This is a genomic window from Streptomyces scopuliridis RB72 (genome assembly GCF_000718095.1).
Taxonomy (GTDB): domain Bacteria; phylum Actinomycetota; class Actinomycetes; order Streptomycetales; family Streptomycetaceae; genus Streptomyces; species Streptomyces scopuliridis.
This window is the reverse complement of sequence record NZ_JOEI01000020.1, coordinates 70467-85392: the sequence shown is the minus strand read 5'-3', so window position 1 is coordinate 85392 and position 14926 is coordinate 70467. Positions and strand designations below refer to the sequence as shown.

The window sequence follows — 14926 nt, the reverse complement described above, 5'->3', positions numbered from 1 at the left end:
GCGAGGTGTTACATGGCGTTTCCGATCCACACGGCAGCGAGCGGTTTGTCACCTGCGGTGTGAGCTTGTCAGTGACCGGCGGCCGCCAGGACCCGCTCGCCCTGGCTCACGTCAGGACGCCGTCCGAACGGCCCGCGCGAAGGCGTACGTCATCCTGAACGACCCCTGCTGCCGATCGACCGGATCGCCGCCGATCGTCCCTTCTGCTCTGGCAAGCACAAGCGGCACGGGATACACGTGCAAGTCCTCGCCGACCCGCACGGCAGATCGCTGTGGGTCAGCGCGGCGCTGCCCGGCGCCACCCGCGACATCAAAGCCGCCCGCCCACGCCATTATTGACGCCGTCGCCGAAGCGAACCTGGCCTGCTGGGCCGACAAGGGCCACCAAGGCGCCGCCGGCACGGTCCGAGTGCCGTTCCGGGGGCGCTGGTCCCAAGCGCCTGGCGGCCGGCGGTCAGCCGGCGCCACCGAGTCCCGCACGCCGCCCGATGCGCGGCCAACCGATCGGTCAGGAACCGCAGGTGCCGGGTGGACACGTCGAGGGCAGACGGGTGGACAAGCACGTGAAGCTCCTGACGGCACAGGCGATCTTGGTCGTGAACCCGTCTACCAAGAGCTTCATCGCGTACGCGGGCCAACCGGCGGATTCATCAACCAAGTTGGCCGTCGACATCATCGCGGCGGGGCTCTGTATAGGCTGGTGCACGTGGATGTGACGGGGTGTCTTGGGTGTGACCTTCTGACCGGGCGCCGGGAGTTGCCCGGGGGCGTCCTGCACGAGACCGCTGCTTGGGTGGTGAACCACGTCGTCGGTCCGATGAATCTCGGCACCTTGATCGTCGGTCCTCGGGAGCACGTCGTGGCCATCGCGGAGCTCGACGACACGGCAGCGGCGGAACTCGGCCCCTTGCTGCGCGATACCGCTCGTGTCGTGGAGACGTTGTGCCGGCCCGAACAGACCTACGTCTGTATGTGGTCGCACGGCCGCGACGCGCGCAAGCACCTGCACATCGCGGTCCAGCCGGTGACCGCGAAGGTGCGGGCCCGCTACGGCGGGCTGCGCTCCGAGCAGCTCCAGGCCCGGATGCTGGCGGACGGTGACGAGCCGGACATCACGGAGGTCGAGCAGTTCTGCGAGCGGGCTCGCGAGCTGTTCCGAGCGATCACCGACAGCAGCGCCGAAGGCCGCAGCTGATCAACGGTACCGTGCCGACGTCACGACGCAGTCGAGCAACTCCATGCGAGAAGCACCGCAGTCTTCTCCATCACGCACCCTCAACGTGAGGTTGGAAAAGGCTCAATGCCTGGGATGGCACCGCGACTGGATCCCCTTCACCGTGGAGGCGGGCAGGCGGACGGGGCTCAAAGGTGTCGGCGAGTGCGACGGCCGATGGTGAAGGCGGTCAAGGGGCTTGGTCAGGCCAACCACGCACCCCTTGTGCACCCATGGTCGGGCTCATGGTCGGGCCGGCCACGGGCGCCGCGAGCGGACAACGAGGCCTGGCCTGCCCTTTGCACACCCGGTTCGTCCTTTTCAGCGCGGAAGGACATCGAGGGCAGCAATCCCCCTGCGAACCGCCGTCGCCGTTTCGTCGAGTTGGCGGCGCTCGTGCACCCGCCAGTCCGCCTCAATACGAAACGGATCCCCCTTGAAGCGGGGGAAGACATGCAGATGGACGTGAAAGACCTCCTGGAAGGCCGCCTCGCCATCAGCCAGGAAGAGATTGACTCCTTCGCACCGCAGGCCGGATAGCCGCAGTGCGCGTCCGAGCCGGTGCGCCACCGCCCAGACCCGCATACCGATGTCGTCCTGAAGATCCTCCAGCCCTTCCGCATGTGACTTCGGAATGACGAGCAGGTGCCCCGGGGTCACGGGTTGGAGGTCCATGAACGCGATGACCCACTCATCCTCGAAGACGATGCTCGCCGCTGCCTGACCTCGCGCGATCGCGCAGAAGACACATCCGTCGCCCAGCAACCCGGCCCCCAACTCGAAGACACCTCGTGCGCCCTACGACACCAGGCGCGAGAGGCCACGCGCCAGTCAATTCCACATTTTCAGGTGCTCTCGAAGAACACCCTTTTCAATCAAGGGATCACAAACAGGTACAGAGCTTGTTTTTCAACCCACTGCCGGCGGCCCGAGGATGCTCCTGCAGATGCTATTGATCACGCCCGGGCCGCTCGATCAGCGGTGGGCCGTTGTGGTGAGGCGTCGCAGCGCGGTGTGGGCGGGTGGGCCCCAGGTGGGCTTGCCGCCGGGGCGGCCGTGGACGCCGGCGTTCCCGATGAGGATGCCGCTGAGGGCTTGCAGCACCGCCCAGCCGCGGGCGCGGCGCAGGGTCGCGGCGTCCGCGGCCGGCTGGTAGGCGTCATGGAAGCGGTCGGCGGCGCCGTCCGGCAGGAGCACCCAAGGGGCGGCGAGGTCGCAGGCCGGATCGCCCGCGCAGAGATCGCCGAAGTCGATCACGCCGCAGAAGGTGCCGTCCGCGGTGAGGACGTTGGCCGGATGCAGGTCGCCGTGGAGCCACAGTGCCGGGCCCGCCCAGTCGGGCGCGGCGACGGCGTCTTCCCAGACCGCGCGGACGGCATCCGGGTCGGGGATCAGCCCCAGCTCGGTGGCCGAGGTGAGCTGCTCGGCGAACTGCTCGGCGCGGTCGGCCAGCGGTCCCCCGCGGCCATAGCCGCCGGCGGGCGCCCCGTCGGGGGCGGGTCGGTGAAGAGCCGTCAGGAAGGTGGCGAGGGCGTCGGCCGCCTCCGCAGCGCTCGTGGCGGGGGCGCGGTCGGCGGGTGCGCCCGGCACCCAGGTGGTGACGATCCAGGGGCGCGGAAACCGCTCGGAGGGCTCGCCCAAGCGCTGCGGGACGGGGACCTGCAGAGGAAGGCGCGGGGCGAGGGCGGGCAGCCAGGCGTGCTCCTTGCGCAGCAGCGCGTCCGCGGACTGCGTCGCCCAGGGCAACCGGACGGCGAGATCGTCACCGAGCCGCCACAGCTGGTTGTCCCAGCCACGCGCACCGAGCCTCAAGGGGCGATCGGCCAGGTCGGGGTGCTGGTCGCGCAGCAGATCCCGAACCAACTCCGCGGTGATCTCCATCTCGATGTGGGTCATGTGGAGCAACGGTAGCCGGGCGGCGGCCCGCCCTGGTTTCAGGCGAGTCCGAGTCAAGGTCCGGCGTCGGATGTGTTGTGCACGGACGGGCCGGTACGGACGCTGGTCGATCTCGCCCTCGCGCCCGAACACCGCCGTGGGCACGGAGTTCGGTACGGCGGGCTCAACCTGCGGGGGGGGCCGGATCGACGTCGCCCGTCTGCGCCGAGCGCTGGCTGGAATCTCGCTGCCCGCGGGCTACGGTCGGCCGGCTCGTACTGGCTGTGGACGTCTCGCCGTGGCGGCGACTCCGACCGCGTGATGCGGCGGAAGTTGCGGCGGACCATGCTGCGCAGGAGAGGGCGTCCGAGGCCAACGGCGCGGAGGAGAACAACGCGTAGGCGGTACATGATCAAGGCGTAGCCGGTACGAAAGGGGGCCACCGAACCCGAGTCCGGCGGCACCCTTTCACCTGTCGGCTCAGTCGCAGACCTCGTCCGTCCTACTGCCCGGCGGCGCCAGGGACTTCTCCCCCGGCGAGAGGCCGCGCCCCGCCACCGCGCACAGTTTCTCCAGCCAGCGCTCCGGATCGAGCTCAAGGATGTGGCCGTCCGACCCGTCGACCAGGCCCATGAACGCGCCGTCCTCGGTCAGATCGGCGGTCGCGCCGTACCCCGGTGTGAAGTGGTAGCGCTCGGTGCCGCTGCGAATATCCCAGGTGGTGTACTCGTTCAGCGTGCTCTGGGTGCTCAGGGTGGACTCCGAGGCGAAGGCGCCGAGCCATTGGACACCCTGGTACGCCAGCGGCTTGAGCCACTTCTCCTCGCCTTTCTTGTCCATGTCCCACACCCGTACGGCGCCGTCGTAGGTCAGCACCGCGAGGAGCCGTCCCGTCGGGTCGAAGCCCAGCTGCTTGACGGCGCCGAACTCCTTGATGTCGATCGAACCGACCTCCCGGCCTTCCTCGAAGTCCCAGATCACGATGTCGTATTTCCCGTCGGGTGTGCGCACCGCCGCCTGCCCGTGGCCCGGGCGTGCCACCGCCCAGGTGCCGGCGGCCGCGAACGAGACCTCGACCGACTCCTGGGCCCTGGGCCGGTAGGCCGTGCCCGCTTCCCGGCGCTGCGCCAGGTCCCATCGCATGACGTACGACAACGCCGAGATCACCACATGGTCCGGGCCGTCGAAGGTGATGTTGACCCACGCCGGCGTACGCCCGGAGCGCGGGTCCGGGCCCGTGGGGTCGATGCCCGGCGGCCGTGGCAGATCGATCCGGTCCAGCTCTTTCAGTGTGCTCCCGTCCACCTCCCAGACCAGGACGGTGCGGCCGTCCGCCGCCGGCGTGAGAACCCGTGTGCCGTCCGGGCTGTACGCGCTGTACACGGAGGCCAGCGGACGGGACGGCCGCACCGCCGCCGGCATCCTGTGCGTACGCAGGTCCCACAGGCGCAGCCCCTTGCCGTCGGCGTCGACGCTGATGACGCGGTTGTGGTCGGCGTCCACGGTCCTGATCCCGGCGGTGAGCATGGCGCTGTCGAACGCGGACGGCACCGGAACACGCGCCACTATCACCGTCCCCCCGACGCCGACCGCGGCCCGGAGCTTCTCGGGCGGCCCGGTGAGCGCCACGGCGGGCAGCTGCGAGCTGCCGGTGAACGACTCGTCCTGCTGTGCGGGCGCGGGCAGGTCAAGGGTGCCGGGGCGCCCCTCGACCAGGTCGAGGACCAGGAAGCGGAACCTGCCGAGAGAAGCACCGAAGCGCTGCACCGGGTTGATGAGGAAGCGGCCTGACCGGTCAAGGCGCGGCACGTTCAGCGGGCAGACCAGGCCCAGTTGCCGCGTGCTGTACTGATGGCGCACTTTCGGCCTGCCGGTCAGGTCCCAGGACTGCAGGAGCCCTTCCGGGGTGCACCGCACCAGCGTCCGGCCGTCGCCGCTGACCGTGACGGCAGCGGTCCGGTCCGTTCCCCATGTCGCCGAGTCCCGTTGGCCGTTATCCAGGCTCCAGCGGACCAGGCGTCCCTCGGCCCCTTCGGCCGCGCCTTCCTGAGTGATCCGGCCGATCACTGTTCCCTCCGGACCGAACCACGCCTCGGCCGTCTCCCATCCCTTCGGCGCGCGCAGCGCCTTGCCCACGCGCCGGCCGCTCTCGGTCTCCCAGGCCAGGACCCCTTCGCCGGGCAGTGCGGCGAGCACTCTGCGCCCGGTGCCGTCGAAGCGGAGGTCGACGGCGGCGCGAGCGTTCTCCCGTACGGCGTCACCGTCCCGCAGGACCACCGTGCGCCAGTCACCCCCGCCCCCGCCCTCCGGAGAGATTCCCAGGGACACCTTCCCGTTGACGGACGCCCGCGCGGAGATGCGCCCGTCGGGCGAGAGCGTGACGATCCTCGATCCAGTCGGCAGGCCGCGCTCATGCACCTCGTCCGTGCCGAGCGTCAGACCGACGGCGTCGCCGGAGGTCATGCCCACATTGATCCGCTTGCCGTCCTCGCTCATCCCGACATCACGGACCGGAGCGTGGTTGTCCCACACCACCCGCTCCACGTGGCGCAGCCGCAGATACTGCCTGATCAACGCGGCACGGGCCGCCGGCTCCTGAGCCGTCCGATAGGCGGCCCCCGAGAACAGCGCCGACGTCACCACCGACACGTCGTCGAGCTGCTCGGCCCGCACCGCCAACTGCTCGGACGCCGCCCGTCGCAGTTGTCCGTCGAGCTCCGCGTTGCGCCACAAGAAGAGCCCCGAGGCGACTACCGCGAGCACCGTCAGGACGGCGAGTCCGCCGATGAACCACCGCTTCTGCCGCACCCGCCGCCGGGCACGCTCTTCCCGCGCCACCCGCCTCCCGACCGAGCGGTCGATGAACTGCCGCTCCGTGTTGGTCAGTTCGGGACCCCGAAGCGCCACCCACCGTTCCGCCTCCGCGAGCGGCTCACCCTCCAGGAGCTGCCCACGCTCCACGTCGTGCCGCAGCTCTGCCCGCCAGGCCAGGAACTTCCGGTCCTGCCGCACCCGCTCCTCAAGCCGCTTCCAGGCGCCGATCAGTGCCTCGTGGGCGAGTTCGACGGTCACCGGCTCCCCGTCACCGCCGCGCAGTACGAGCAGCCGCCGCTCGGCGAGCGCGGTCGCGATCCGCCACCGCCCCGCACCCGCCTCCTCCCGGCTCAGGACACTGCGTATCGGGGTCTCGTCGCCCGGCAGAAACCGGACGAGATCGGTGAGCAGCCGCATGGCCTCCGTCTCGTCGGCCTCGCGGACGCACTGCCGCCAGACGGTCTCGGCGTACCGCCCCAACGCGCCCTGAACGCCTCCGACTTCACGATACGTATCGAATCTCAGCCGCCCCGAGGCCTGCCCGTCCCACAGCTGCGCCATGACGAAGCCCAGCAGTGGCAGCGCGCCGGGGCCGTCGCCCGCGTCGTCGAGCAGCCGCTCCACGAGCCCGTCGTCGCATGTCACGGCAGGCGTCGCCTCAAGGGGGCGGCGGATCACCTGCTCCAACTGCGCACGGGACATCGGGGCAAGCGGCCGCACCTGGCCGCGGCCGAGTGCCGGGGCGAGCAACGGATGGCTGAGGGCCGCGTCCGTGAGGCCCGAGCTGAGGGTGACACACACCCGCAGTCCTTCGGGCTGGCGCCCCGTCGGCTGCGCGGGAAAGAGCAGCCGGACGGCCTCCTCGACCTCGCGGTCCGGTCCGGTGAGCAGTTCTTCGCCTTGATCGAGCAGGACGAACAGCCCTCGCTCCCCCTCCCCACCGGTCATGCGCAGGACGTCCATGAGTCCGCGCTCCGCGAGGAGCTCCTCCAGCTGCCGCACCTCCTGAGCCCTTGCGGCTCCGCGCAGTCGTGGACGTACGGCCGTGACGAGCTCCGAGGCGAGCGCCGCCCGCAGGGAGGTGCCCTCGCCGGAGCGCACCACCAGGACGGTATGGCCCCGTTCGCGCATCCGTGGCACCACGCCCGCACGGGCGAGCGAGGACTTGCCGCAGCCGGAAGGACCGATGAGGGTCACGCATGGGCGTGAGCCGGCGAGCAGGGCGGTGACGTCGGCGATGTCGTCCTGCCGCCCGAAGTAGACGTCCGCGTCGGCCTCTTGGAAGGTGGACAGGCCGCGGAACGGCGACGCGGGGCGGACCACAGGCGCCAGTTCGGGCAGTTCGGCGACGAGGGTGCGGGTGGGTATCAGAAAGCTCTGCCGGACCCCGCCGGGCTGGATCACAACGACCATGCCGGCCACGGCCCGCAGTTGTTCGTCCCAGACCGGGCTGCCGCTGAACCCCTCCTCGACGGGTACGCCGTGCGGATCCGCCTGCGACAGTTGCACCCAGCCCTCCGCGGTGCCGCCGCGCAGCCGTCCGTAGTGCCAGACGCCGCCCGGGGAGCGACGCGGGAAGCCCGGTACGCGTACGTCGTGGCCCCACACTCGCTCGGTGTCGGCCATGTTCAGCGGGCGGGTCCCGGGTATCGCCGCACGCAGCCGGAGGACCGCGATGTCGCCGGTCTGGTCCGACCGTACCGGCACCCAGCGCTCGACCTCCGCCGCGCTGCCGCCCTCGGCGAAAGGCAGGTCGACGAAGACCTCGGTGCCCGCCGCCACCTCGTCCTCGCGGGGCCGGTCAAGGGCGTCGTTCACCACGTGGGCGCAGGTCAACACCAGTTCGGGGGCGACGAGAAAGCCGGCGCCCGCGAGTTCGCCGCCGGGGCCCTTGACCCGTACCACGGCAGCGGCCAGTGCCTCTTCGGGGCTCCGCGACCCGGCCCCCGTGCCCGTCTCCGCAGCCGTCACCACGACCTCCGCGTCACCGCAACCCCCGTTGGGTCAACTCCCTCACGGAGTATCCCCGTTGGCGTCTGCGCGGTCACTTCTATTCCAGGTCGGAGTGACTGCGAAGTTGGCCGCTGTGGCGGTGCCGGCGTTCACGACATCCGCCTCGGCGGACGAGGAACGGCCGAATCCGAGGGTCATCTCGTCCGGGGCGTTCCCCATCCCGTCATCGCTGCGGTGGCTCAACGGCACTTCCACGGTGCGCACAGGACGGGAGGACGGTCCTACCGGTCAGTTGCTGATGGAAGGAAGAGAGGCGGCCGCGGGCTCGCTCGACGGTCTTGACACTCCAGGTTGATGGGGTCATGGCGGCTTCTCGGCGGGCTCCACGCGGCAGGTCACGGAGAGCGGGACCCACGTCGGCGGAGAGGACCGCGGAGGCAGAGCCCCGTCACGGTGCAGACTGACGGCCGATACGGGCGCTTCGTCCGTCCGCACCGTATCGGGCGGGCTTCCCACCCTGGGGCTTCCCACCCTGGGGCTTCGCAGCCGCTGAGGTGACGCAGTGCCGGTCGTTGGCGCTGGGGTCTTCAGGCACGGTTTCGGCTTCCGGATGTCGTGCAGCGGCAAGACCGCAGCCTCGAATGTCGCAGAGGGCACAGACCAGCTCTCCTCTCCGTGGCCGTCCGCCCCCAGTTCGTCGCCGCCGCTGTGCTCCGATGCCGTAGCGCCAGTCGCTCTCCGCGGCCACCGTGACACCCACTGCCCGGGGGCTCTGTCACACCCCCGCTTCCCGACCAGGGCCAGCAGCTGCTGGTGCTCACGCCGGCGGACGCCGAGGCCCGCGAGCGGCTGGAGCTGCTGCGGGTACTCGGCATCGAGGAATTCCCCACGGGGGCAACGGACATGCCCATACGGTGAAGCGGCCGACGACGGCGTGCACCGGGCGGTCCCGCAGAGCGACCTTTGATGAACGTTTCTGAAGACCGTCAGGGCTGGATCGCGCTTGCGGTCTCGCTCCCCAGGCAGCTCAGCGCCTGCATGGCCTCGCGCTCTATGCGTGAAAGATCGCAGAGAATGGCGCCTGCCTGTACGAGGCACTGCGCATCACCTGATTCACCAGCCTTTGCGATCAGCGCTGCGGCTTCCGTCCACAGGGTGGCTGCCTCGGTGTACAGCCCGTGGCCGGCGCGGAGGTGGCTGCTGTCGAGCAGTTGGGTGCATTCGGCGAGGAAGTCGCGGTAGAGGTTACGGAACAGGGCGCCGCCGGTGCCGGCCTTCTCCATCAAGAGAGCAGCCTGCGGCAGGTCCCGCTCCGGGTTTTCGGTGCGCTGGAGCCATGTGCGTACCCGTTTACCGGCCTTCTCCATGCCTCGATGGCCGAGGTTGGCGATGGGCGGGTTGAGGAAGGCGTCGGCGCAGGCGGTGATGGCAGGAATGATCTGGGCCTGTGGGGAGGGCAGGTTCCTTGGAGCGGTCAGGGTGAAGGACCGGTGCTTGGCGGTCATCGGGCCGCGCGCGGCCCTGGCCTGGGCGAGGCTGGTCAGGCTGGTGGATACCGCTCCGCCTTGCTGGTCGGTGTCCACCAGGTAGGCGTCGTGGTCGTCGTAGCCGTACATGGCGACGACATGACCGCCGAAGTGCGCCTTCGACCCGAAGTACTCCAGGTAGTGGCTGTCGAGCTGCAGTCCGACGGGGTGGCCTGCGTTGATGGGGGCCACCACGTTCTCCCAAGCCCTGCGGGGCGAGGTGGTCTCCTGGACCAGGAGCTCCAGCTTGAGTCCGGTGGCCAGGTTCCTGGTGAGGTCGAAAGGCTTGACCCGTCCCCCGAGGAAGGGGAAGCCCATGTTCTTGCTGTCCCAGTAGATGAAGGACAGGCCGGAGCCGAGGCCGAAGAGCATGGGCTCGGACAGATCGAGTCCTTGGTGCCGCAGCAGCACCCCCAGAGCCGTCGTCTCGCAGTGCTGCCCACCGCGGGCATCGATGCTTATTGCCGTGGTCATGCCATGCCCTCCTGGACGGGGATGATCAGCCGGGTCATCAGTTCTTCTTGCGGTGCCTCTGCCGGTCCGACGAGATAGGCCTCACGTACGGGTGCTTGCGGGCGCAGTCCGCGCTCGTGGATGGCGGCGAAGAGAGCGTTGTAGGCCAAGGGCAGCTGGGCGTAGGGCCCGATGTGCACGGTCTCGGCGACGAGTCCGCCGGGCAGCGCCTCGAACTCCAGGCCGGGTGTCCCTACCCCCTGCGGCGTCTGCGCCCCGACGGCGATCTCCATCCGCCCCTCCAGGTCCAGCGGGTACAGGCCCCAGAGCGGCGGCTCCCATGCGATTCCCGCCCTGCCGAGCACGGGCAGCAGCCGGCCTACGCAGTCCTCGACCTTCTCCCCGATCTCCGCAGGGGCGCAGACCGCCCGCACCACTGCCAGCCGTCGCTCCGGCTCCCTGCTCATCGTCACCTCATAGCCGGGCAGGCCACCCTCCGCCAGCCGCTCCAGCATCTCCAGCCGTGCCCGGTCCCTGCTGATCCGCTCGGCCAGCCGGTCCCGCTCGGCGCGCAGGATCTGTGCCCAGTGTTCAGGCTCGGCAGCCAGCGCCTGGGCGATCACAGCCAGGGGAAGGTCCATCTCGCGGAGCAGGGCGATGGTCAGGGCATCACGTGCCTGTTCAGGCGCGTAATAGCGGTAGCCGGAGTTGGCGTCCACCCGGACCGGAGCCAATAGCCCCATCTCGTCGTAGTGCCGTAGCTGCTTGACGCTGAGCCGGCACAGGCGGGCGAAGCGCCCGATGGTGAGAAGTTCGTCTTGCACACCACCATGGTGGACTCTCCCACGGTGGGAGAGTCCAACGCCGTACCCATTGGTCCCAACGGGGCGCTGAGCGACTTGGCATGTCGTGTCGTGTCGGTAGGGCGGGTCAGCGGGTGAAGGCGACCGATACCGCGAGGTCCTTCTGGGCTTCGAGTGCGGCGAGGCGTTCGGTGAGTGCGGTGTGGACGGCGTCATAGACGTCAGCGCCGAGTGTGAGGCGCAGCCCGCCGGCTCATCGACCTCCTCATGGACGCGCTGATCAAAGGCTCGGCCACGGGCTGAACCCAGGCTGCCAGGCCAACGCGTCGAACGCTCACGGAAGCACCGCGAACGCCCCACCACGCATCCCACCAGGCACCCCGCCGTGGACACCTCACCGAACGTGTTCCTCCCCTCGGGCCGCGCCGCTCCCGCGACTGGACGGCCGTCGGACGGGCCCTCGGCGCACCTGTGCCCGCCGACTACCAGCAGCTCACAGACACCGGACGAGTGGACCGTGATGCTCAATCAAGGCCGGGGGCCTGCGGGAGGTCCTGCTCGACGCCGGAAGCGGAGGCGGTGCCTGTCGGCGCGAGATTCCGCCCTCCTCCGGCGGTGTCCCAAAGGGTGAGGCGAGTGTCCGCCTGCACCAGGAAGCTGTCGAGTACACCGTCGCCGACCTTGGGCGCGACCTCGCCCCAGGTGTTGCGGGCAGGGGCGATGCGCACGGCCCTGGCCCGCGCCTGGAGGGAACGGGACTCGGCGGCGAGCTTGTCCGACCCCGGCCGGTCGCCGAGGTCGCGAGCGTAGAGGGCGTCAATCATCTTGACGGCCGCGCTGCCCCACAACCGTGTCGCGTCCAGCCACGGTGCCGCGTCGGTGGCGAATCCCTTCTGCACCGCACCGCCGCGAATGGTGGCGGCGGACTGCTCCACACCCCTTGCGTAGGTGCGCAGTTCCCGGACGGCGTTCTCGCGGTCGCCCTGGTCCCAAGAAGTCCAGAAGCGGGTGACCCTGGCGCTGAGCCGGGGCGCCTGGGTCTGCCAGGGCGTGGCGCCGAAGGTGGGAGCGAGATGCTCCAGGTCGCCGAAGGTGAGGAGCGCCTCGGTGGCCGGGGTATTGCCACCGGCGAGGTAGGACATCGCACGCTGCCAGTTCGTGGCGGCCTGGTAGGCGCGGTCGTTCCAGGCGAAGTCGGCCGCGCCGAAGACGGCGACCTTGCTCGCGTAGGGCTGATTCATCGGGTTGGCGACGATGCCGCTGAGGTGATCGGAAAGACCGGCCTCACGCTTGTCATACGGGGCGAGCAGCAGTCGGCCGGAGGTGTTGCCGTAGTCGTTGACGGGATAGTTGTCCCAGACGAAGACCTTGCGGCCGAACAACTGGGAGGCCGCGTCGGCCTGGGCGTTGGTAATGCGGGGAGGTACGACGTCCGTACCCGTCCACATCACCACGACCGCGGGGTCGAGCGAGGCCCGCAGCTTCTGCTTGTACGCGGTGTCCGTCAGGTCACCGTATTCGGTCGGGACCATCTGCAGTGGCTGGGCCTCTTCATGGGTGGCGATGAAGTTCTGCTGTAGGTCGTTGAGGAGATCGACCTGCGCGGCGGCCGCGGCCGACTGTCCGGGGGCGCCGTAGGTCTTCAGGTCGGCGTCGCAGTTCCACTTGGTGTAGCTGATGTCGTCCAGTGGAACGGAGAAGGCCCGGGTCCCCAGGTCGTACATGGCCTGGAGCTTGGCCTTGAGAGCGGTGCGGTCGGCTGGGTCGGAATAGCAGATCGACTCGCCGGGAGAGACGGCGAAGGTGAAGCGCACATGGTTGGCCGCCGCCCGCCCGACGAGTGCGCCGAGTTCGTTCAGTTTGTCGGCGGGGTAGGGGTCCCGCCACTTGCTGCGGTGGTAGGGGTCGTCCTTGGGCGCGTAGATATAGGTATTGGCCTTGATGTCGCCGTAGAAATCCATCTGGTCCAGGCGCTCGGCTTGCGTCCAGGGCTGTCCGTAGAAGCCCTCGATCGTGCCGCGCAGAGCCATCGAAGGGAAGTCGCTGACCTGTACGTTCGAGACCTTCCAACGCTTGCCACCGGCATGCTGGAAGAGTTGACGCAACGTCTGGACGGCGTAGAACTGCCCGGCGCCGTCGTGGCCGGCGAGTGCGACGACATCGGGGGTGGCGTGCCCGCCCCGGCGGACCGAGATCGCGTATCCGTCCGTGCGGTCGGGGCCGCGGGTCCGGCCCAGCGTCCGCGCGATGTCGGGCCGCCGGGCCGGCCCCAGCAGCACGGTCAGCCGGTGCGGGGAAGCCTTCGGCGTACGGTGGGGATCTGTGACATCGACGCGGGCCGCACCGTGCGCTTTGAGGTACTCCACGAGGCGGGCCTTGGCCGAGGGGTCCGTCCGCGCGTCGGTGACCACGACGACCCTGCCGGTGACGGCAATGTCGTCACCCGAACGGGCAAGGGACTGCGGGGTGGGGAAGACGGCGGGCAGGGCCGCCACGGCAAGCTGAGGGGCTGGGGCCGGAAGCGGTGCCGAGTTGCTCAACCCGACAGCCGCGGCGACAGCGACAGCAGCGGCCGGGGCACCTCGGGCGATCCTTCTTCTCATCGTTCCTCCAATGCTCAGCACCGTGTCGCTCGGTCATGCCGTGGCTCTCCGGGAGCTGGAGACATGGGCATGACGGGACACGGGGAGACCGCAAGTGGTCTAAACCACCTGTTGTCGTGAGTCTTACAGCCGGGAGGGGACCGGTCAACCACCCTGCGCTCAGGACGATTTGGGCTCCTCTCGACTCCCTGCCGACCAGCTCGCCACGCTCGCCGACATCCTGGACACGCTGCCCGACCCTCGCCGGGTGCGCGGCCACCTCTACCGTCGCTCCCGGCTCGGCCCGCTGCGCGCGCTGTGCACCGCCGCCGTGCTGGTCGGCGCGCCCCCTGACCGCCATCGCCTGCCACGCCGCCGGTCTCGACGAGCACCTGCGCGCCCGGGTCGGCCCGGCCCGTGGCATCGCCTGCGTCAGCACCCTCGGACGGCTCCTGACCCGTCTGGACGGCGAACGCCCTCGACCAGGCCGTCGGCGCCTGGCTCGCCGCCCAGATCGCCGAGCCCCTCCCGCGCCGAAGGGCGGCTCCGGGACCGCTGCGCGCGATCGCGGTGGACGGCAAGGCCCTGCGCGGCTCCCGCACCGCCGGCCCGATGCACCGGGCCAGTTCGCGCGGGCCGCCGCCGTATCCGACGCCGTAACCCCGGCCAGTCTCCTCAGGAAGGAGCAACAGGAGACCGTCGTCCGTCCTGATCCAGAAGAGGCCCGGCCATCGGGTCAGAATCCCTCGCCACAGCGCACGCGCCGCAGGGACCCCGCCCCCGGAATCGCCGCCTAAGCGACGTTCACGATCCCGCTGCCCTGGCGATAACGCCATCCACCGCCCAGGGTGTTGCAGTGGATGGTGGACCATCCGTTGTTACTGGCGTCGTTACCCCTGAGGACCCTGCTCCTGCCGTCGGTGTGATCGCAGTACGCCTTCACGTGATAGACCCGTTGGGTGTTGCAACGCGCCCCGAAATAGTTGGAATCCGAGCCGGGCGTGCAGTAGGACGGGATGGGCTGGTCCGGCCCTCCCGGCCGACATAGCGTCAGCCTTCGGGCTGCGGACGCTGGAGATCACTCAACCTCACCTACGCGGCCGGATCGCGCTGGCCTGGCGGGCGGACAGTCCTGCCGGCCCTGCGGCCACGGCCTGGCGAGCCCTTGACGCGGCTGAGAGGCTGGGTCAGGCTGTGCGGCTCCAGATCTCGTTCCAACGCTCGGCTCGAATCCGAAGAACCTTCCGGTCGGCGGCCGTCGCGGCCCCCTGCACGCGGAGACTCACCCCGCATCGTGCGCACAGCCGGTACAGGAAGTGCCCTGACCTCCAACGAGTCGCTCCCTCGTCCCTGCCGCAGGCACGGCACGGCGAGAACGTTGCTGTGGACGGGATGGTGGAGCGCAGTATGCGTTCCACCACTACCGGAAGTGGTTCGGTGGGGTGGAATTCAGGATTGGGACAGTAGGCCAGGCTCCCCTGCGAACCGCGTCCTTGGTCCCGCCAGCTGCCATCGGCCCTGGGCGTGCGAAGTCCCGCGGCCTTCTCTTGTCGGCGGCGGGCTGCGAACGCGGCCTCATCTGCCAGCCACTGTTGGCGGGCCGCGTGAAGCTCCTCCACCGCGCGGATCAGCGACGCCGGGTCTTGCTCCAGATCAGTAGGAATCCGTGCGTTGCGACACAGGTGATGATAGGTGGCACGAAAGCCG

At 69.8% G+C, this 14926-nt stretch carries 7 protein-coding genes and 4 pseudogenes; 4 read left to right on the top strand and 7 right to left on the bottom strand.

What is annotated here, in order from left to right:
* Positions 1-115: 115 nt before the first annotated feature.
* A pseudogene (locus IF11_RS40335) lies at positions 116-478 on the top strand (transposase family protein); the annotation flags it as partial.
* Here IF11_RS40335 and IF11_RS42310 read toward each other — a convergent pair.
* Positions 435-563 (bottom strand): annotated as a pseudogene (locus IF11_RS42310) (IS5/IS1182 family transposase); the annotation flags it as partial. The pseudogenes IF11_RS40335 and IF11_RS42310 overlap by 44 nt on opposite strands.
* A 296-nt stretch (positions 564-859) precedes the next feature.
* Between IF11_RS42310 and IF11_RS0125735 the strand changes: the two are divergent.
* Complete coding sequence (locus tag IF11_RS0125735) at positions 860-1195, top strand: hypothetical protein (protein ID WP_240627831.1); 336 nt, start codon at positions 860-862, stop codon at positions 1193-1195.
* A 339-nt stretch (positions 1196-1534) separates the two neighbouring features.
* Here the strand turns inward: IF11_RS0125735 and IF11_RS0125730 are convergent, their stop codons facing one another.
* Positions 1535-1990 (bottom strand): HIT family protein, encoded by a 456-nt coding sequence (locus tag IF11_RS0125730; protein ID WP_240627830.1) that lies wholly within the window; start codon positions 1988-1990, stop codon positions 1535-1537.
* Positions 1991-2188: 198 nt separating this feature from the next.
* On the bottom strand, positions 2189-3109 hold the full coding sequence (locus tag IF11_RS0125725; RefSeq protein ID WP_030354108.1) for an aminoglycoside phosphotransferase family protein: 921 nt from the start codon (positions 3107-3109) through the stop codon (positions 2189-2191).
* Positions 3110-3172: 63 nt separating this feature from the next.
* Here IF11_RS0125725 and IF11_RS43015 point away from each other — a divergent pair.
* Positions 3173-3396: pseudogene (locus IF11_RS43015) on the top strand (transposase); the annotation flags it as partial.
* A 172-nt stretch (positions 3397-3568) separates the two neighbouring features.
* Here the strand turns inward: IF11_RS43015 and IF11_RS0125720 are convergent.
* Positions 3569-7873, bottom strand: a complete 4305-nt coding sequence (locus tag IF11_RS0125720) for an nSTAND1 domain-containing NTPase (protein ID WP_030354107.1) — start codon at positions 7871-7873, stop codon at positions 3569-3571.
* 771 nt (positions 7874-8644) lie between these two features.
* Here IF11_RS0125720 and IF11_RS40330 point away from each other — a divergent pair.
* A pseudogene (locus IF11_RS40330) lies at positions 8645-8773 on the top strand (transcriptional regulator); the annotation flags it as partial.
* A 68-nt stretch (positions 8774-8841) separates the two neighbouring features.
* Here IF11_RS40330 and IF11_RS0125710 read toward each other — a convergent pair.
* The 3 genes from IF11_RS0125710 to IF11_RS0125700 form a co-directional block, all read right to left on the bottom strand.
* Positions 8842-9855: a BtrH N-terminal domain-containing protein gene (locus IF11_RS0125710; RefSeq protein ID WP_030354106.1), complete on the bottom strand. Its 1014-nt coding sequence runs from the start codon at positions 9853-9855 to the stop codon at positions 8842-8844.
* On the bottom strand, positions 9852-10658 hold the full coding sequence (locus IF11_RS0125705) for a MerR family transcriptional regulator (RefSeq protein ID WP_030354105.1): 807 nt from the start codon (positions 10656-10658) through the stop codon (positions 9852-9854). The genes IF11_RS0125710 and IF11_RS0125705 overlap by 4 nt, the downstream gene beginning before the upstream one ends.
* 503 nt (positions 10659-11161) lie before the next feature.
* On the bottom strand, positions 11162-13240 hold the full coding sequence (locus tag IF11_RS0125700) for a glycoside hydrolase family 84 protein (RefSeq protein ID WP_078490916.1): 2079 nt from the start codon (positions 13238-13240) through the stop codon (positions 11162-11164).
* Between the last annotated feature and the right edge of the window lie 1686 nt (positions 13241-14926).

Excerpts from the sequence above, each read along its gene's own strand:
- IF11_RS0125700 (WP_078490916.1), bottom strand. The coding sequence starts at position 13,240 with ATGAGAAGAAGGATCGCCCGAGGTGCCCCGGCCGCTGCTGTCGCTGTC.
- IF11_RS0125710 (WP_030354106.1), bottom strand. The coding sequence starts at position 9,855 with ATGACCACGGCAATAAGCATCGATGCCCGCGGTGGGCAGCACTGCGAG.
- IF11_RS0125725 (WP_030354108.1), bottom strand. The coding sequence starts at position 3,109 with ATGACCCACATCGAGATGGAGATCACCGCGGAGTTGGTTCGGGATCTG.